Origin of the sequence: Methylobacterium sp. R2-1, assembly GCF_014191355.1 — a bacterium.
In the GTDB taxonomy this organism is placed as follows: Bacteria; Pseudomonadota; Alphaproteobacteria; order Rhizobiales; family Beijerinckiaceae; genus Methylobacterium.
In genome coordinates, this window is sequence record NZ_JACHWM010000015.1 from 52,930 (window position 1) to 71,586 (window position 18,657).

The window sequence follows — 18,657 nt, forward strand, 5'->3', positions numbered from 1 at the left end:
CGTCACGCTATGATTGCGCATTCCTGTCATAGAGGCGCTATGTGCAGCGATCTGCCCCCAAATGACAGGGCGCATGATCAGTACACCCGGCGAGCGAATAGGGTGACTTGTGGGAATGCTAGCCTGTATCCTGCAGGTTGTACATAGATCACATGTTAAAATCGCTGTTCGGCTCTCTACGGAAAGGTCAAGCCTACAGATGGCAGATGGACAATGGCGGTCGCGGATGGCGGGTCACCGGCAAGCGCCTCGGCCGCGAGGGCGAAGAGGTGACGACCGCAGGACCGTGGAGCACCGATTCGAGACGCTGAAGGCCGGATGGGAGCTGCCCGATTCCTGAACCGGATCTAGGCAAGAAGCCGGCCGTACGCTTCGCCGGGCTCTCAGCGGCCCGCACCCGTCACCGCCGCGAACCGGCCTCTCGGCGAACCATGGCTGCTGCCATGCTCTTGCCTCTCATCGCTCCCGCTGCCACAGCCCGGCGCGCTCGGCACGGGCCTGATCCTCGGCCTCGATCAGGTCGCTCGGTGCATCCTCGCTCGCCCGCGCGCCGCCAGCCGTCACGATGAGCGAAGCGAGATCGTCGCCGTCCAATCGGCAGCGCGCGGAGGCCGGATCGCCGGAGCACACGACCTCGCGGCGGCGCAGGTAGCGCGCGAGCTGTCGGGCTAGCGCGCCGCCTTCGCCGACGACGCCGAGCAGATGCACCTTGCGGCCGCGGACCGTCAGCGTACCGGTATCGACCACCTCAGGCACGCCGCGCACCTCGCCCGCAGCGGGCGTGGGGGCGGAGGAGGGGGCCACGGCCACCGCCGGGGTCGGCTCGGCCCGGGCTGCGGAGGGTGCCGGGCGCTTGCGGCCCTTCAGCACCTTCTGCGCCCGCTCCACGAAATCGTGGAAGACGCGGGCCGGGATGTCGCCGCCGGTGACCTTGTTCATCGGCGCGTTGTCGTCATTGCCGACCCAGACGCCGACGATCATGTCCGGGGAAAGCCCGACGAACCATGCGTCGCGGTAGTCCTGGCTGGTGCCGGTCTTGCCGCCGACCGCGAGTCCGTTGATCCGCGCCGCCTTTCCGGTGCCGGAATCCACCACTGCCTGGAGCGAGTCGAGCATCATCGACTGGACCTGCGCGTCCATCGCCGCGCCGGGCTTCGGCGTCGGGCGCTGGTAGAGCGGCTGCGGCGTGTTCCCGCGGACGGCGCGGACGAGATATGGCTCCACCGGAATGCCAGGTCCGAGCACGCCGGCATAGGCGCGGGTCATCTCAAGAAGCGTGACGTCCGCCGTGCCGAGCGCGAGGCTCGGCACCTCCGGCAGGTCCGACTGCACGCCGAGCCGGCGCGCCTCGGCGACGATGGCGGGAATCCCGACCTCCTCGCCGAGCTGGGCGGCGATGGTGTTGACCGAAAGCGCGAAGGCCGAGCGCAGCGGCAGCGCGCCGCGGAAGCGGTTGTTGGAGTTCTGCGGCTCCCACTCGCCGATCTGGGTCGGGCGGTCCACGAGCACGCTGTCGGGGAAGTAGCCCCGGCCATAGGCAGCGAGATAGACGAACAGCTTGAACAGCGAGCCGGCCTGCCGCTTGGCCTGGGTCGCGCGGTTGAACTGGCTGTCCTCGTAGTCGCGCCCACCTACCATGGCGAGGATCGCCCCGTCGGGGGCCATCGCCACCAGCGCGCCCTGGCCGACCTTCTTCTTCCCACCCTCGCCGTCGAGGCGGCGGGCGAGCACGCCCTCGGCGAGGCTCTGGAGGTCGAGATTGAGGGTCGAGCGCACGGTAACGTCGCCCGGCTCCTGCGTCAGCCGCTTCACGTCGCCCTGGACCGCGTCGAGGAAGTAGTTGGTGCCCGGCGGCGTCTCGGGCGGCGTGTGCAGGGTCAGCCGCTCCGCCCGGGCCTTGTCGGCCTCGGCTTGGCTGATCGCGCCGATCTCGACCATGGCCTGGAGCACGAGGTCGGCTCGCTCCTTGGCGCCGCCGAAATTGCGCGTCGGGGCGAGCTGCGAAGGCGCCCGCACGAGCCCCGCCAGCATCGCTGCCTCCGGCAGGGTCAGCTTCTCGGCCCCATGCCCGAAGTAGCGCCGTGACGCCGCATCCGCCCCGTAGGCGCCCGCGCCGAAATAGGCGGTGTTGAGGTAGCCGACGAGGATCTCGGGCTTCGTCAGGGTGCTCTCCAGGCGAAGCGCCAGGAAGGCTTCTTGGATCTTGCGCTTGAGCGTCTTCTCCTGGGTGAGGGAGGTGAGGCGAGCATATTGCTGGGTGATGGTCGAGCCGCCCTCGCGCACGCCGCCGCCGGTCGCGTTGCGCCACACGGCGCGGGCCATGCCGCGCAGGTCGATGCCCCAGTGGCTGTAGAAGCGGCGGTCTTCGATCGCGATGATGGCCTGGGCGAGCCGGGGCGGCAGCGTCTTCTCGGTCAGCTTCTCGCCCTGGAACGCGCCGCGGGTGGCAAACGAGCGGCCGTCCTCGGCCTCGACCACGAGGGCGCGCTGGGCAGCTTCCGGTGCCACCCCGCCGAGCGGCGGCAGCGTGGCGAAGGCAGCGAAGACGTAGCCTGCCAGGATCACCAGCGGCAGGCCGACGAGAACGGCCCCTCCGATGAGCCAAGGGCGACGGCGGCGGGGAGGGCGGCGGAGAGGGTGGGCCGGGCGATGGTCGAAGGGACGGTTGAAGGGGCGATCTTGGGCGTCCTGCCAGTCGACCGGCACCGGATCCGCGACGGCGGCTGCCGGCGCGGCGCGCTGCCCGGTCGAGCGGAAGCGGTTCGCAGTTCGGGCGAAGATCGGGGCCGTCCCCTTGACCGCTCCCTTGGCGACGGCGGCTCCGCTGCGCCAGGCGCTGCGCCCCGCGCTACCGGCGAGACGGCCGAGCTGGCGTGTGAGCAGGGCTGCCGCCCGCGCCGCTTCGCGTGCCGCGACCCGCGTCTCGGTTCCGTCCTCGCCCGGCCTGTCCGGTCCTTGCGCTGTCATCGCGAACCGTTCGCCGCCCGCCGGAAATCAAGCATCATGGGGCGGACCTTAGCGGAGCGGGGGCCGGCAAGGCTACGCGCGCGAAGGGGGAGGACGGCGAACGGGGCGGACGGGTGACCTCGGCGACACGCTTGGGCACCGTTCCCGTCGCCCGCGCTTCCATCGCGGAATCCGGTGTGCGTCAGGTGCCGAATCTGCCGAGGCCAGGATAAGGAATATGATCCCGGCCGGTTTTCCTGGACACGCGACCTTGACCCGCTCTCCGCTTCTTCGCCGGCCCTCTCCTTGGATCGCGCTCGCCTGCGGCGCGGTGATCGTGACGATTGCCATGGGAATCCGCCAGGGCTTCGGTCTGTTCATGCGGCCGGTCGAGCTGGATCTCGGCGTCGGACGCGAGAGCTTCGGCCTCGCCATGGCCGTGCAGAACCTGATCTTCGGGCTGGCTCAGCCCTTCATCGGGGCAATGGCGGACCGGTACGGACCCGGACGCGTCGCCGCCGCCGGCGGCCTCCTCTACGCCGTCGGCCTCGCGCTGGCGGCCGTCGTGTCCTCGGCGCTCGGCCTCACCGTCACGCTCGGTTTCCTGGTCGGGCTGGCCATGACCGGCGTCACCTTCGTCGTCGTGCTCGGGGCGGTCGTGCCGCTGATGCCGCCCGGGCGCCGGGGCGCGGCCGCAGGCATCGTCACGGCGGGTGGCTCAGTCGGGCAGTTCCTGCTGGTCCCGGCCACGCAGATCGCCGTGGACGGACTCGGCTGGCGCGGGGCGCTGCTCACCGGCGCAGGGCTCGCCGTCCTGATGGTGCCGCTCGCCCTCGGCATCGCCCGGAAAGCCGCCTCCGGCGCGGCGCGGACGACTGCGACATCGGACGAGATCTCGTTCGGTGCCGCCCTGAGGGAGGCGGCCGGCCATCGCGGCTATTGGCTTCTGAATGCAGGCTTCTTCGTCTGCGGCTTCCATATCGCCTTCGTCTCGACCCACCTGCCGGCCGTCCTGACCGATGCCGGCCTCGATCCGGGGATCGGCGCCCGCGCGCTGGCCCTGATCGGTCTGTTCAACATCCTCGGCTCCTACGCCTTCGGAATCGCCGCCGACCGGTTGCGCAAGAAGTACGTTCTGTCGTGGATCTACTTCGCCCGCGCCGCCGTGATGGCGCTATTTCTCGTCTTCCCGCTCAGTCCGCTCTCCGCGACGCTGTTTGCCTGCGCCATCGGCTTCCTCTGGCTCGGCACCGTCCCGCTGACGAGCGGCCTCGTCGGACAGATCTTCGGCGTGCGCTATCTCTCGACCCTATTCGGCATCGTCTTCATGAGCCATCAGGTGGGTGCCTTCTTAGGCGCGTGGGGCGCGGGTGCCATTTTCGCTCGCACCGGCTCCTACGACGCGGCCTGGACCCTCTCGATCGGCATCGCCCTCTTGGCCGGCCTCCTCAACTTGCCGATCCGCGACGTTCCGCTGGCGCGCCGTGACGCGCAGGCGAGGCCGGCATGAGCGGGCGGGACGAGCTCGTCGTCCTCGCCCTTCTCGGCGCGCTGACTCTCGCCGGGGCACTCCTGTGGGCCCAGGAGGGCGTGACGCTCTGGCTTCGCGCTAGCTTTCTCCTCTGCCTCTGAGCCGGTGTCCGCCTCACCGCGCGATGGCGCGGATGAAGTAGACGAGCGCCGTGAAGGCGATGAGGCTCAGTCCGTAGAGCGCGGCGAACCAGAGGAAGCGCCGGGCGCTCAATGGTAGCTCGCCGCGTTGGGATTCTCCTCGATCTTGCCCCGGAAGACCCAATAGGCATAGGCCGTGTAGGCGAGCGTCAGCGGCATCACTACCGAGTAGCCGACGAGGGCGAATTGCAGGGCCGAGATCGCGTTGGCGGCCTGCCAGATCGTGAGCTTCGGCGGCACGATGTAGGGGAACAGGCTGATCGCGAGCCCGAGAAAGCCCAGCAGGAACAGGGCGATCGAGAGGAGGAAGGGCGCGACCTCGCGCCCGTTCTCGATCGCCTTCCAGATCCGCCAGCAGACGAAGGCTGTCAGCAGCGGCACGGGCGCGACGAACAGCACGTTCGGCCAGGAGAACCAGCGCCACTGGATATGCAGTCCGAGGAACGGCACCCAGGCGCTGACGATGGCCATCGAGACGACGGTGCCGATCAGGAACTGCTTGGCCTTGATCCGCGACCAGATCTCCAGCTCGCCCGAGGTCTTCATCACGCACCACGTCGCGCCGAGCAGGCCGTAGCCGCAGACGAGGCCGATGCCGGTCATGACGCTGAAGGGGGTGAGCCAGTCGAGGGTGCCGCCGGAGAAGCCCCGGCCCTCGGTCTGGAAGCCCTGGACGAAGGCACCGAGCACCATGCCCTGCGCGAAGGTGGCGATCAGCGAGCCGTAGTGGAACGCATTGTCCCAAACCACCTGTGAGCGCTCGGCCTTGAAGCGGAATTCGAAGGCGACGCCGCGGAAGATCAGCGCGATCAGCATCAGGATGATCGGCAGATAGAGCGCCGGCAGCAGGATCGCGTAGGCGACTGAGAAGACCGCGAACAGCCCTCCGCCGCCGAGCACGAGCCAGGTCTCATTGCCGTCCCAGATGGGCGCCACCGAGAGCATCATCCGGTCGCGCCAGTTGCCGGGGCGCGCGGCGGTGAAGAGGATGCCGACCCCAAGGTCGAACCCGTCGATGACGACGTACATCGCCACCGCGAGCGCCAGCAGGCCCGCCCAGACCAGCGGCAGCCAGAAGGCCAAGCCCTCGTACTCGTTCCCGAAGCCGAACATCGTCGCACCTTCCCGGCAAGTGGCACCCGTCCGTTATAGGAGCACCGCCTCTTCAGGCCAGAACCGCGCTCAACGCGATGCGGGTCCCCGCCATGATGGCTGGCGGTCGGTGGCCGAGAGCGTATCGGCGGAAGGACGCGGCGATGAAGCCTGTCCGGCGATCTGTCCCGTGACGTGCCGGGCGACGGCATCCGCCCCGATCCGTACCATTTCTTCGCGGGTCTCCGGCGGAAGCGCGTTCACGGCGTTCACCAGCGCGCCAATGCCACCCGTGGTCAGGTGATCCATCGCGTCGCCCGTCGCGATCCCCGTCGTGGCGGCGCGGGGTGTGGCCGAAGATGGCCCGTCCTGGCGCTGAAGCGCGAGGTAGGAGAGGGCGCCGATCACGAGGGCGGCGCGCAGGAGAAACGACATCGATCCGGTTCCAGAGGGCACTGCTTCGCCGGCGCGGCCGGCGGAGGTCGATGGTCCGATCCTGCCATCGTCACGGCACCGCCGGATGAAGCGCGTCGGCTCAAAACGCCGACGTGGTGAACGAAGCCTTTTTTCCGGGAAGCCCGCCCTCTCGGCGGCCGGTTTACCCTCTGTGGAGCGCCGCTCCGGCCACCTCCGGGTGCTGTGAAGAACGGGGATTTGCGCCTCAGCCGGAGCCAGCAGGCGCCGGCAAGCATCGCGGTCGGCGGCAAGTGAGCGACCCTTTTCATCCTCGCTTAAACCGCCTCTGCGACGGTTTCCTCGAAGATCGTAACGAGCAGTCGAGGGGCGCGAGACACCCGTTTTCCGGGTCAAAGCTTGCGCTGTGCGTGGTGGTGTTGCGTAAAGACGGTGCCCTTGCCTCCCTGTTCGATGCCCGCCTCGCCGGGCTGGTCCACGCCTCTGCGGTGGCCGAGCCGGGCGTGCGCTTCCGCCACGAGCGGTTCCTGATCTCGCGGCTCGCCACCGGCGCCGCTATGATGGCGGGCCTGCCGCCCTACCTCGTCTGGCGCGGCGTCCCGAGCGGCATCGAGGCGATCGCCATCGCGAGCCTGTTCCTGCCGCTGCTCGCCGCCGTCGTCCTGTCGCGCACCGGCTCACTCTGGGTCGCGCACGCCCTGTCCTCGCTGGGTTTGACCGGTGTCGTCGTCTGCCTCGCGGCCCTCACCGGCGGCGCGAGTTCGGCCGCAGCGATCTGGCTGGTGGCGGTGCCGCTGGAGGCGATGATCTCCGGCTCACGCCGGGCGACGATCGCGGCGTCCGTGATCGCCGTCGCCGGCGCCTTCGCGATCGCCCTCAGCGGCTACCTGCCCGTCGGCAGTCTCGCGCTCGACTGGCCCAACGCCGTCGTCATGCCGGTCTTCGCCGTGACCGCCATCGGCCACATTGCGGCGCAGGCGATGGAGCACATGCGCCGCGAGGGCGAGTGGCGGGCGCGCATGCAGGATAACGAAGCGCGCGACCGCTTGCTGCTCTCGGTCATCGACGACCTCGTGACGTGGCACGATGCCAACGGCCGCGTGCTGGAGGCGAGCGGCTCGGCCGCCCGTTTCGTCGGCGCGGAGGCGAGTCGCCTGCGCGGCCACGGTCTGCTCGACCGGGTGCATATCGGCGATCGTCCGGCGCTGCTCCAGGCGATCAGCGACGTTGCGGCCCACGGCACGCCGGCCACGGTGCCGTTCCGCCTGCACGTCGATACGCCGCGCGGCGACGGCAGCCGCACGATCTTCGCCGAGATGCGCGCTCACCGGATCGAGGCGGGGCTGGCCGGCGCCAACGGCTCGACCGTTGTCGCTGTGACCCGCGACGTATCCGAGCACCGCCGCCACGCGCAGGAACTCGACCGCGCCCGCGCCGAGGCCGAGCGCGCCGACGAGGTGAAGACCCACTTCCTCGCGACCGTCAGCCACGAGTTGCGCACACCGCTCAACGCCATCATCGGGTTCTCCGACGTTCTGGTCGGGGAGGGCGCGCTGAGCCTCTCGCCGGAGCGCTCCCGCGAATATGCCGGCATCATCGCGCAGTCCGGGCGCCACCTGCTCGATGTGGTCAACACGCTGCTCGATATCTCGCGCATACGCGGCGGCCATTTCGACTTCCAGCCCGAGCCGGTGGATGTCGAGGCGCTGCTCCGCGGCTGCTGCGACCTGATGCGGCTCAAGGCCGATGCCTCGGGCATCACCCTGGTGAGCGCGCCCGTGCCTGCCGGCTGCGCCCTCGTGGCCGATGCCCGCGCCTGCCGTCAGATGCTCATCAACCTGATCTCCAACGCCGTGAAGTTCACGCCCCGCGGCGGCCGGGTGGAGGTGATGGTGCGTCGGGGCGGCGCCTATCTCGACATCGTGGTCAGCGACAACGGCATCGGCATCACCGAGGCCGACCTGCCGCGGCTCGGTGATCCGTTCTTCCAAGTCGGCGGCGGATACGGGCGGACGCACGAGGGCACCGGGCTCGGACTCTCGGTGGTGCGCGGCCTCGCCGGGCTGCACGGCGGCGCCGTCTCGGTCGAGAGTGCTCCGGGCAAAGGTACGGCCGTTACCGTGACGCTGCCGCTCGATTGCAGCCGCGCCAAGGCCGCCGCGAGCGCCGGCAAGGCAGGGGCCGGCAGCGCGAAAATCGCTCCGGCGCAGATCCAGCCGGCGCCGATCCGGACATCGGTTCGGGGCGCGGTGGCCTCGGAGCCGGCGCCCGAACCGATCCGGCTGCCGGTCGGCCTGTTCGATCCAGCCCCGCTTCCCACGAACGCTCCGATGCGCCGCGCCGGATGAGCCGATCGAACGAAGTGCGGCAGACACCCAGAGCAGGGTCCTGGATATCCGATCCAGGACCCTGCTCTAGACCCCTATTTTTGCATCGTCTTTTTCCGAAGGCCGGAAGCTACCTTTCGGGACGATGCTCGGAAGGAGCGAAGTGATGCGCGAGCCGCCCGCCCGCCGGGACCAGCGCGAGATCGTCGTCCCCGGCGATTTGCGCGTCGCCCGCAGCCCGGCCAAGTCCCCGCGCCGCCAGCCCGTCCCGCGTGGGCCCGCTGCGGCCGGCTGGCAGGCCGCTGCCCTATCCGCGGCGACGGGGGCCGGGCGGTTCTGCCTGCGTTATCCGGGCGGCGTCTTCGGAACCGTCCTCGGTGCCGGCGCCGCGATCTATGTCTGCGTCAACGCCATCGGCCTTCAGGCCGGCCCGCATCCGGCGCCGATCCTGCCGACCGCCGAGCCGAAGCCGGTGGCGGCGAAACCGGCGCCGCAGCCGGTTCGGGAGATCCGCGCGGTGGAGGCACCGAAGCCCGCTCCGGTTCGGGAGGCGGCTGCGCCCCGCGACACGATCGCTGACATGATCCGCTCCGGCGAGACGACCGCCTCGGTCACGCCCAGGGCGGAACGCAAGCCCGAGCCGAAGACTGCCGCGAAGGAGCCGAGGGCCGAGACGGCGAAGACGGAGGCGGGCAAACCTGAGGCCTTGAAGCCAGACCCGAACGTGATCCGCGTTCAGCGCGCCCTGTCCAAGCTCGGCTACGGTCCGCTCAAGGATGACGGCCTGATGGGACCGGGCACGAAGGCGGCGATCGAGAAGTTCGAGCGCGATCGCAAGCTGCCGGTGAAGGGCGAGGCCGCCGGGCCGACCCTGCGCGCCCTGACCCGCGAGATGACGGCCAAGGCGAGCGGGTAACACCCGCCGGCCTTGAGGATGGCCCGCCGCCCTCGCCATCGACGCGGGGAGCGGGGGCGCCTATGAACCGGCCATGCCACGCCTTCGCTCGGATTTCTGGGTTTCCGCGCAGCTGCGCCGCCTCAACGGGGAAAACATCCCGGCGGTACAGCGCCGCCGCGGCGCGGCGGAGGCGGGAGCGATCTTCGTCAAGGTCGACCGGCTCGGCGGCACCGCCGACCTCTACGGCCCGGCGCCCCAGGCGCTGATCGAGGCGGATGATGCGGGCGAGCGCCTCTTCACGGCGATCCTCACCGCCGCCCCGTCGCCGGATATCGAGGAGCGCCTCGCCCGCGAGATCCGATTCGATTCCGATCTCTGGATCGTCGAGATCGACGATCGCGAGGGCCGGCACGGCCTGCCGCTCGCGGAATAATTTTCTCAGGGAAGAGCGTCAGCTCGTGCGGCGCAGGCGCGTGGGGAGAATAGCGCGGAAGCCTCCCCGCTCAGCCCCCGCCGACGCGCCGCGCTTGGCCTCGGGGCCATGCAGCGGCTGGTGCTCGCCGCCCGTGCGCTCCATCACCGGCACGCCGAGGATCGCGCAGAGCAGGTCGCGGGCGGTGGCCCGGCTCGTCTCGCGGAACAGCGTGACGAGAGAGAACACCCGATCGACCGAGCGCGCCACGCTGTCGTTGAGCGTGAGGAAGACGAAGACCGCCTCACCCTCGCGCAGATCCGCGGCCCGCAGGGCGAGCGTCAGCAGATCGTAGCGCGAGGCCGGATCGACGGCGGCGCTGAGATAGTTCGGCGGCAGGGCGAGCCCGTTGCCAAGCGCGGTGACGAAGGCCTGAACGTCACGGGCATGGGAATGCTCGACGAGGCTCGTCGCCAGCGCCCGGGGTGCGGGCGGACAGGGGCGCAGGGCCGCGGTGGCCTCGACGGCCTCGGTAATCGCGCGGCGCTGCTCCGGCTCGGCGAAGAGCCAGAGAGGCGCGAGGTCGGCGGGCGGGATGTCGGGCCGGCCGAGCAGGGTGCGGGCGAGGTCCGCATCGGTGCGGGCGCGGGCCAGGAGGCGTTCCAGTACCCGGGTGCCGATCAGCGCGCCGGGGTTTTCCGCGATCGCCCGATCGGCTTCCGCCTCCGTCTCCGGCTCGCGGGGCGGTGCGATGGAGAAGCCCCGGGCTTCGAGCGCGGCGCGCACGCCGGCCGGCACGTCGGGACACCCGTCGAGCTTCTCGGCGACGATGCGCAAAGTGTCCTCGTCCACCGTCGGAATCAGACCCGCCGACAGGGACTCGAAGGCTTGAAGAATTGCCCTGTCATGGACAGGAGCGGTCAGGAACAGGTCGGTCTGCACCCGCAGGATCACGGGTTTCAGGTCCAGCGCGGGATCGCGCGAGAGCTCGATGAGGCCGGACAGGTCCGGCGCGCCGGCGACCGATGAGGACATGGCACTCGTTTACGCAGAACTTACTCTGACGGTGAGTCAAACAGTTCTGCGTGAATCGACCTTTAAGACCGCCGGTCGGCGACTGTCCCGCGGCGGCCGCATCAGGCGAGGCCGAGACGGTCCACGACATCCGCCACCCGAATCCGGGCGGGTTCGGGAAGCGGCAGGATCGGGCGGGGTGGATCGGCCCGGCACAAACCGAGATGGCCGGCCGCCGCATACATGACCCGCAGGCTGGTGAACTCCTTGAACAGGTCCCAGAGCGGCTGCATCCGCGCGTTGAGCGCCCGCGTCCGCGCCGTTTCGCCGGCCTGTGCTGCCCGCAGGATCGCGAGGCAGGCTTCCGGAAACAGCCCGGCCGCGACACTGTACCAGGCCTCGCCGCCGGCCAGCAGCGCCTCCGCTGCGTTCCAGTCGCCGCTGGTGCCGAGGCGGAACTCGGCGGGCACCGCCCGGCGCAGGGCGTCGAGATGGCCGGCTACCGTATCCGGATCCGGCGCCGGGCTCTTGAGCCCACGGATGCCGGGCACCTGCGCCAGCCGCCCGACGAGGGAAGGCGTGAACCGGAAATGCGTGGTGCCGGGATTGTCGTAGATGCAGATCGGCAGCCCGCTCCCTGTCGCAACGGCGGAGAAGTGCTCGAACACCTCCTCGTCGGTCAGCGGCGTGTATGAGACGGCGGCCAGAAGTCCCGCCGCGGCGCCGGCCGCCCGCGCGTCCTGCGCCAGTGCGACCGCCTCGTCCGTGCGCAGAGCCCCGATGCCGACGATGACCGGCGCCCGGCCATTGGCCTCCTCGAGGGTGGCGTCGAGGGCGCGGCGGCGCTCCGCGCGGGACAGGTAGGCGTAGGTGCCGGTGCTGCCGAGCAGTCCGATCGAATCCACGCCCGCGGTTACGAGCGGGGCGATCAGGGCGCGCAACGCCACTGTGTCGACACGGCCGTCGGGCGAAGCGGGGGTGATCGGGAAGGCGGACAAGCCGGTGAAGCAGGTCATGGCCGCGGCACGATGGGCAGGCGCCCGAGTGCGGTCAACGCGGACCAAGCACTTCCGGTGGCATCCGGCGCCGCATCGTCACTGATAGCGGCGCGACGGTTCCGGAAAGGGCGGTGCACGGGATCACTTCGGCTCCGCCTCGCGATGACGGGATACGACTACGAGCGCACTTCGCGCTTGGCGACGAAGTTCAACTCGTCCACCAGCACGTCCTTCACCACGTCGGAGCCGAGGCGCTCGTTGACCTTGGCGCGGATCTGGGCGAGGCGGCCGTTGATGTCGTAGCGGGCGAGCTTGCGGAAATCGATCGTGGTGTCGCCGTAGATCTGGCGGAAGGCCTCGTCGACCACGAAGGCATTTGGTGGGACGGGGAGCGTGTGCATCAGCTTGGCATCCGCCGTGAAGACCAGCACGGCGATGACATAGCCCTGCACCTTACCCTCGGCGACCATCGGGATGTTGATGGGGGCGAGCTTCTGATACTGAAGTCCTTCGAGGTAGGGCTCGGTCGATTTTGAGAAAAAGCCGCCGCCGTAGGTCACTGCCGCGTAGCAGGAGGCGATGGTGACGGTGCAGATCCACAGGCCCGAGAGGAGAATGCGCATCGCTCAGTCGCGACCCAGGCGCGCGGAATAGGTGCCGTCGGACTCGGCGGCCTGGAGGCTGGCCTGGAGCGTCTCGCCGACCTCCTCCACCGCCCGCAGATGCAGGGCGACCGCCTCCTGATTGCGAATCAGCTTGTCGCGCAGGCGGGCCAGCACGATGCCGGTCTCGGCGTCGAGAGCCGCGACATCGACCACGCGGGCGAGGCGGGTGAGTTCCAGGAGGCTCCGGCTCTTGGCCCGGTTGACCGCCTCGAGATCGAGTCCGGCGTTGGCGGCGAGCGCCTCGGTCTCGGCCTCGACGGTGGCTTCGAGCCGCTTGAGGGATTCGAGCAGCATCGGCGGTCAGACCTTGCTCGCCACGCCCGTGGCCGTGGGGGCCGCCGTCGGGCCGGTGGGATGTGAGGCATTCAGCATGCGGGCGATGCCGATCCCACCGGTCTTGGCGATCTGCTGGCCGATCTGCTCGGAGAGCATCGACTTCCAGATCCCGCCGGCATTGCCCTTGCCGAACACGGTCTCGGCCTTGGGCAACATCGCCTCGACGAATTGCTGGATCACCTGCCCCTCGAACTTCCGGTAGGGGTCGGCGGCGCCGGTCCGGGCGGTGTCGTTCTTCATGCTGGTGAGCGTCCCGTGGACGTCGAGCGGCAGGTGCGTGCTGAGGCCTACCTCGCGTGCGGCCTCGTCGGCGGCGCTGGCGAAGGCCGCCGGGTCGCCGGGCTGCGACAGCTTGGATGCCGCTTCCTGGTAGCGGGCCGGATCGGCGGCGCGGGCCACGTCCATGACGATATCGGAGGGAGGGGTGATGCTCATCGCGCCATCGAACCTGACGCGGCGCGAACCGGGGCGCCGCTGACAATCACCGGAACCCTAGACCCGCTGGCTTACGGGAGGCTTGCGTCGCGGCGCTGGGCCAGGCCGTCGAGCCGCTCCATTGCCTCGACCCGCTCGCGCTCGCGGCCGAGCAGCGTCTCGATCCGCTCGGCACTCAGTTCCGCGCGCTTGAGCGCGAGGCCCTGCTCGCGCACCTCGTCGGCCTGAGCCTCGGCGATCCGTTCGAGTTCGGTCGCCCGGGCGGCAAGCCCGCGCAGGCGGCGGTTGGCGGCCTCCAGAAACAGGTGGCCGTGGGCGGAGCCGCCGACGGCCGCCAGCAGCGCCGCGCGATCCGCCTCGACGGCGTCGGCGTCGCGTCGGGTCTGGGCGAGCTGCCACTCGGCAGCGCGGCGCATCTGCTCCTGCACGGCGGTGAGCCGCTCGGCGCGCTTGAGGCGCTTGGCGATGTCGGCGGCGGACATATCGCGCTCAGCCCCTGCGCAGCCAAGCGAGATAGCCCGCCAGGAACTGCGTCATGAACTCGCTGGAGAGGTAGTAGAGCAGGATCAGCGCGCCGAACATCACGAAGGGCGTGGCGATGAAGTAGACGGGGATCGTCGGCGTCAGCTTGTTCACGAAGCCGGCCGCGAGGTTCACCGCCACGGCGTAGATGATGAAGGGAGCGGCGATCCGCAGCGCCAGGGTGAAGGCCTCGCCGATCTGGTCGGCGATCCGCACCAGCGCGGTCTGCGTGCCGAAGCCCTCGCCCGGCGGGATGCGGGCGTAGGAATCGATGAGGCCACGGAACAGCTCCCAGTGCAGGTCGGCGGCGAACATCAGCGCGACCGCGCTGAAGACGATGAGCGACTCGACCGCGGGAATCGCGTCGGTGCCCTCGACCGGCGTGCCCGGCATCGAGCCGAAGCCGACCATGGTCGACGTGGCGTTCATCACCGTCTCCAGCACGAAAATGAAGATGCGCCCGAGCAGGCCGATGAGCAGCCCCGTGACGGTTTCGCTGGCGATCCAGGTCAACGACTCCGTCGGCACCTGTTCTGGAAGCCGGCCCTGGAACACCGGCAGCAGCAGCGGGGTGAGGGCGAGCGAGACACCACCGGCGATGAGGAGCCGCACCTGCGCCGGTACGCGCGGGCTGGAGAAGCCGGGCACGATCAGGAGGCAGCCGCCGATCCGGCAGAAGATCAAGAAGGTGGCGAGAAAGGCGTCGCCGCCGAACAGGCTGCCGAAGCCCGGAATCACGAGATGGCGCCCAGGGACTTGATCTCGACGCCGCGGGCAATCTCCAGATGCGAGAGGACGGGGAGCGTCGGGAAGATGCGCTCGATGATCATCCGCACGTAGGGGCGGGCGTCGGGAGCGGTCACGAGAGCGAAGCCGTGGACCTGCCGCATCCGCTCGCGGATCGCCTCGCCGGCTTCGGTGCCGAACTGCTCCACGAGGCGCGGGTCGATATCGAACTCGATGACTTCACCCTTGGCGTCACGCTTCAGGCTCTGGTGGAAGGTGAGGTCCCAGTTGGCGCCGAGCCGCAGCACGTGCAGCACGCCGTCCTCGGCGAGATCACCGCAGATCTGCTGGGCGACGCGCATCCGAACGTGCTCGGCGATCTGCTCGGCCCGGCGGGCATGCGGCGTGATCTCGGCCACTGCCTCCAGGATCAGGTGCAAGTTGCGGATCGAGACCCGCTCGGAGAGCAGGAGCTTCAGGACCGCCTGGAGGCCGGAATGCGAGATCTGCGAGGGGCAGATCTCGTCGATCAGCCGTTTGTACTCGGGATCGAGGCGGTCGAGCAGCGCCCGCATGTCCTTGTAGGACAGGAACTGGGGCAGGTTGTTGCGGATCACCTCGGAGAGATGGGTGAGCAGCACCGAGGCGCCGTCGATCGCCTCGAAGCCGGAGCGGCGGATCTCGCCGGCATAGGAGTCGACCACCCAAAGCGCCTTCATGCCGAAGGCGGGCTCGCGGACCTCCTCCGACGGCACGTCGGGACGCGGCCCGTCGCCGACCACGACCAGCAACTCGCCCGGCCGCATCTCCTGCGTCGCGGCCACCGTGCCGTGGATGCGGATCTGGTAGGTCTTCGGCGGGAGGTTGAGGCTGTCGGTGAGCTTGATGTCGGGCACGACGAAGCCGTACTGGCGCGCGAACTTGCGGCGCATCTTGGCGACGCGATGGTGCAGCTCGGCGTGGCTCCCCTGGATCTGCGCGGCGACCTGACGGCCGAGGCAAAGCTCGATCTCGGGCGTGCGCAGCTGCTCCTTGACCGAATCCTTGACCTCGGCCTGCTTGACCTCCTCCTCGCGTTTGACCTTCGCGGCGGCCATGGCGGCTTGGGCTGCGCGGCGCTTCGGAATGGTGATCGCGACGAAGCCCATCAGGCCCGACAGCGCGACGAAGGGCAGGAAGGGCAGGCCCGGAACGATCGCGAACATCAGCATCAGGGCGGCGGCGACGAGGAGCGCGCGCGGATAGGCGCTGAGCTGGCCGAGAACAGCTTCTTCCGCCGCGCCGCGGGTGCCGCCCTTGGAGACGAGGAGGCCAGCCGCGAGCGAGACGATCAGCGCCGGGATCTGCGACACGAGGCCGTCGCCGACGGAGAGCTTGACGAAGACGTCCGCGGCTTGGCTCAGCGGCATGCCATGGCGCGTCGTGCCGATGATGACGCCGCCGAAGACGTTGACGGCGATGACGATGAGCGAGGCCACTGCCTCGCCGCGCACGAACTTCGAGGCGCCGTCCATCGAGCCGAAGAACGCGCTCTCCTCCTCCAACTCCCGGCGGCGGCGCTGCGCCTCCTTGTCGTCGATCAGCCCGGCATTGAGATCGGCGTCGATCGCCATCTGCTTGCCGGGGATGGCGTCGAGGGTGAAGCGGGCGCCGACTTCCGCGATGCGGGTCGCGCCCTTGGTGATGACGAGAAAGTTGACCGTGATCAGGATCATGAAGACGACGATTCCGATCACGAAATCGCCGCTCATCACGAATTGCGAGAAGCCCTGAATGACGTGGCCGGCGGCGTCCACGCCCTTCTGGCCGTTAGCGAGGATGAGGCGCGTCGTGGCGATGCCGAGCGCGAGCCGCAGGAGCGTCGCGATCAGCAGCACGGTGGGGAAGGCCGAGAATTCGAGCGGCTTTTGGATCCAGAGCGCCACCATCAGGATCAGCACCGAGAGGGCGATCGAGAAGGCGAGCCCGACATCGATCAGCACTGCCGGCACCGGCAGGAACAGCACTGCCAGGATCGCGACGATGCCGGCCGCGAAGCCGAAATCCCGCCGCGATCGCTTTTCCAGGACGAGCGCTTCGCTCACCGCCATGACGTGAACCGGTTCCCTCAGAATGGGACGGTTGTGGCGCGGCAAGCTTGCGCGGGGATGGAGGAGCGGATGTGTGGGCGGGAGCGCGACATACAACCAAGACGTCGGTTTCGCCGGAGAGCGGGTGGCCGCTTGCCTGATCGAGCGAGGTCGGCATCGTCGGCTACGGCGTACCCCGTTGGAAAGACGTCTGGTTTTTCCGGGAGATGGGCTCGTCGCGCAGAATTGAAGAAGGTCACCAGGATTTTATCGTTTGATAATTTTCTTCAAGCAACGGTGGTGGGGTGACGATTGACGCGATCAACCTGAAAACCTTGGAGCGGCAGATGCGAATTCTCGACAATGCAAAAATGATCGTGAAGTCGTTTTTGCCTATCCTAATGATCGTTTTCGTGTCCGCCGGGATGATCTTCTATGCCCACGGAGTAGTGTCGGACATAGCCGGGCAGACGAAATATATCGTAGATATTCAATCGAAGCGGCTCGAAAATGTCCTTTCCCTGAGAAATTACGCTAATGAGACCGCTATTATGGCTCGCAACGTCATCATCGAAGTGCGCCAGCAAGAGATGGACGATTACAGAAAGCGCTACGATGCTGCTGTTGCTGCGACATACAAGAGCATCGACCAACTGAACGCGCTCGCCGACGGTCCCGAGCGGCGCCAGGCCAATGAAGAGATGCGGGATGCCGCGGCGGCTCTGTTCTCCGTCAACGAGCGGGTCATCCAACTGGGGCTCAGGAACGAGAACGAAGCGGCCGCCAAACTTCTGCTGACAGAAGCCGTGGTCTTCCGTGGAAAGCTGCGCGACGGCGTCGACGCGCGGGTCAAGCGGCTGAGCGAGGAGCTCGCAGCGGCCCGGGACGAGGCGAGTCATGCCGCGAGCCGGTCGAGCATGATCCTCCTCATCGCATCGGCGCTCGGTTTCATGGTCGCCCTCGGGGCCGCCGCCGTCATCACCGTGGCCGGCGTGACCCGGCCGCTGGCCAGCCTCGTCTCCGTTCTCCAGCGCATGGCCCAGGGTGAAGTCGATGCGACGATCCGCGAGGCCTCGCGCGGCGACGAGATCGGTGCGGTCGGCCGCGCGGTCGAGGGGATCAAGGCCATGGTCGCGCAGAAGGCGGCGGAGCAGGCTGAGATGCGCCGCATCGCCGACGAAGCCGCCGCCGAGCGGCGCCGCACCATGATCGAACTTGCCGACGGCTTCGAGCGGGCGGTCGGCGGCATCGTCGGCCGGGTGTCCTCTTCGGCAACCGAGCTTCAGGCGACCGCGCAGCAGATGTCCTCGACCGCCAACGAGGCGGCGAATCAGTCGAGCACCGTCGCCGCTGCGGCGGAAGAGGCAGCGAGCAACGTCGGTACCGTGGCGGCTGCGGCGGAGGAACTCGGCGCGTCCGTTCAGGAGATCGGACGGCAGGTTCAGGGATCCGCCGGGCTCGCGGAGAAGGCCGTTGCGGAGGCGGATCAGACCGGCCAGCTCGTGCGCGAACTCAGCCGCACTTCCGCCCGTATCGGCGACATGGTCAGCATGATCTCCAACATCGCCTCGCAGACGAACCTGCTCGCGCTCAACGCGACGATCGAGGCGGCGCGTGCGGGCGAGGCGGGACGCGGCTTCGCCGTCGTGGCGACGGAGGTGAAGGAACTCGCCAGCCAGACCGCCCGGGCGACGGAGGAGATCGCCGGCCAGATCGGCGAGATCCAGGGCGTCACCGAACGGGCCGTCACGGCCATCGGTTCGATCACCGGACGCATCGGCGAGATCAACTCCGTCGCCGCGACCATCGCCGCCGCGGTCGAGCAGCAGGGCGCGGCGACTCAGGAGATCGTGCGCAACGTGTCGCAAGCCTCCACCGGAACGACCGAGGTGACGCGCAACGTCGTGGGACTGGCGCAGGCGTCGGACGAGGCCGGAGCGGCGGCGAGCCAAGTGCTCGCCGCGGCGTCCGAGCTGTCGCGTGAATCGGAGCATCTCACCAGCGAGGTCAGCCGCTTCCTGTCCACCGTCCGCGCAGCCCGATCCCCCTCCGCGTGAAGAGAGTCCGAAAACCAGCGGGCTCGGTACGGCCTCGCCGTACCGAGCCCGATCGATCTCGCTGTCATATTCAAT

General features: G+C 69.1%; 17 protein-coding genes. 6 read left to right on the forward strand and 11 right to left on the reverse strand.

Annotated elements, in window-relative coordinates; translation table 11 throughout:
* Positions 1–456: 456 nt before the first annotated feature.
* A complete protein-coding gene (locus FHU13_RS20460; RefSeq protein ID WP_183437683.1) occupies positions 457–2,967 on the reverse strand; it encodes a PBP1A family penicillin-binding protein in 2,511 nt (836 codons plus the stop codon).
* 250 nt (positions 2,968–3,217) lie between these two features.
* On the opposite strand from FHU13_RS20460, the gene FHU13_RS20465 reads away from it, so the two are divergent.
* Together FHU13_RS20465 and FHU13_RS28275 are read left to right on the forward strand one after the other, a co-directional pair.
* Entirely contained in the window at positions 3,218–4,456 is a 1,239-nt protein-coding gene (locus FHU13_RS20465; protein WP_183437684.1) for an MFS transporter, read from the forward strand.
* Positions 4,453–4,578 (forward strand): hypothetical protein, encoded by a 126-nt coding sequence (locus FHU13_RS28275; RefSeq protein ID WP_281411638.1) that lies wholly within the window; start codon positions 4,453–4,455, stop codon positions 4,576–4,578. The genes FHU13_RS20465 and FHU13_RS28275 overlap by 4 nt, the downstream gene beginning before the upstream one ends.
* Before the next feature lie 108 nt (positions 4,579–4,686).
* Here the strand turns inward: FHU13_RS28275 and cydB are convergent, their stop codons facing one another.
* Together cydB and FHU13_RS20475 are read right to left on the reverse strand one after the other, a co-directional pair.
* On the reverse strand, positions 4,687–5,730 hold the full coding sequence (gene cydB / locus FHU13_RS20470) for a cytochrome d ubiquinol oxidase subunit II (RefSeq protein ID WP_183437685.1): 1,044 nt from the start codon (positions 5,728–5,730) through the stop codon (positions 4,687–4,689).
* A 69-nt stretch (positions 5,731–5,799) separates the two neighbouring features.
* The gene (locus FHU13_RS20475) at positions 5,800–6,144 is read right to left on the reverse strand and encodes a hypothetical protein (protein ID WP_183437686.1); all 345 of its coding nucleotides are present in this window, start codon (positions 6,142–6,144) and stop codon (positions 5,800–5,802) included.
* 389 nt (positions 6,145–6,533) lie between these two features.
* Here FHU13_RS20475 and FHU13_RS20480 point away from each other — a divergent pair, with 389 nt between their 5' ends.
* The 3 genes from FHU13_RS20480 to FHU13_RS20490 all read left to right on the forward strand — a co-directional run bounded on the left by FHU13_RS20480 (position 6,534) and on the right by FHU13_RS20490 (position 9,781).
* Positions 6,534–8,471 carry a PAS domain-containing sensor histidine kinase gene (locus FHU13_RS20480; RefSeq protein WP_183437687.1) on the forward strand — a complete coding sequence of 646 codons (1,938 nt, stop codon included), beginning with the start codon at positions 6,534–6,536 and terminating at the stop codon, positions 8,469–8,471.
* A 145-nt stretch (positions 8,472–8,616) separates the two neighbouring features.
* Positions 8,617–9,366, forward strand: a complete 750-nt coding sequence (locus tag FHU13_RS20485; protein ID WP_183437688.1) for a peptidoglycan-binding protein — start codon at positions 8,617–8,619, stop codon at positions 9,364–9,366.
* A gap of 73 nt (positions 9,367–9,439) precedes the next feature.
* Positions 9,440–9,781 (forward strand): DUF1491 family protein, encoded by a 342-nt coding sequence (locus FHU13_RS20490; protein ID WP_183437689.1) that lies wholly within the window; start codon positions 9,440–9,442, stop codon positions 9,779–9,781.
* A gap of 18 nt (positions 9,782–9,799) precedes the next feature.
* Here FHU13_RS20490 and FHU13_RS20495 read toward each other — a convergent pair whose 3' ends face one another.
* The 8 genes from FHU13_RS20495 to flhA all read right to left on the reverse strand — a co-directional run bounded on the left by FHU13_RS20495 (position 9,800) and on the right by flhA (position 16,546).
* On the reverse strand, positions 9,800–10,795 hold the full coding sequence (locus FHU13_RS20495) for a hypothetical protein (RefSeq protein ID WP_183437690.1): 996 nt from the start codon (positions 10,793–10,795) through the stop codon (positions 9,800–9,802).
* Positions 10,796–10,896: 101 nt separating this feature from the next.
* Positions 10,897–11,790: a dihydrodipicolinate synthase family protein gene (locus tag FHU13_RS20500; protein ID WP_183437691.1), complete on the reverse strand. Its 894-nt coding sequence runs from the start codon at positions 11,788–11,790 to the stop codon at positions 10,897–10,899.
* A gap of 158 nt (positions 11,791–11,948) precedes the next feature.
* Positions 11,949–12,395, reverse strand: a complete 447-nt coding sequence (locus FHU13_RS20505; RefSeq protein WP_183437692.1) for a hypothetical protein — start codon at positions 12,393–12,395, stop codon at positions 11,949–11,951.
* Between the two features lie 3 nt (positions 12,396–12,398).
* Positions 12,399–12,731 carry a flagellar protein FlgN gene (locus FHU13_RS20510; RefSeq protein WP_183437693.1) on the reverse strand — a complete coding sequence of 111 codons (333 nt, stop codon included), beginning with the start codon at positions 12,729–12,731 and terminating at the stop codon, positions 12,399–12,401.
* Between the two features lie 6 nt (positions 12,732–12,737).
* Positions 12,738–13,208, reverse strand: a complete 471-nt coding sequence (locus FHU13_RS20515; protein WP_183437694.1) for a rod-binding protein — start codon at positions 13,206–13,208, stop codon at positions 12,738–12,740.
* A 71-nt stretch (positions 13,209–13,279) separates the two neighbouring features.
* Positions 13,280–13,690 (reverse strand): hypothetical protein, encoded by a 411-nt coding sequence (locus tag FHU13_RS20520; protein ID WP_183437695.1) that lies wholly within the window; start codon positions 13,688–13,690, stop codon positions 13,280–13,282.
* A 7-nt stretch (positions 13,691–13,697) separates the two neighbouring features.
* Positions 13,698–14,468 (reverse strand): flagellar biosynthesis protein FliR, encoded by a 771-nt coding sequence (gene fliR / locus FHU13_RS20525; RefSeq protein ID WP_183437696.1) that lies wholly within the window; start codon positions 14,466–14,468, stop codon positions 13,698–13,700.
* Positions 14,465–16,546 (reverse strand): flagellar biosynthesis protein FlhA, encoded by a 2,082-nt coding sequence (gene flhA / locus FHU13_RS20530; RefSeq protein ID WP_183437697.1) that lies wholly within the window; start codon positions 16,544–16,546, stop codon positions 14,465–14,467. Before flhA ends, fliR begins: the two co-directional genes overlap by 4 nt.
* Positions 16,547–16,872: 326 nt before the next feature.
* Between flhA and FHU13_RS20535 the strand changes: the two genes are divergently transcribed.
* Positions 16,873–18,582, forward strand: coding sequence for a methyl-accepting chemotaxis protein (locus FHU13_RS20535; protein ID WP_183437698.1), 1,710 nt, complete (start codon positions 16,873–16,875; stop codon positions 18,580–18,582).
* Positions 18,583–18,657: the final 75 nt, after the last annotated feature.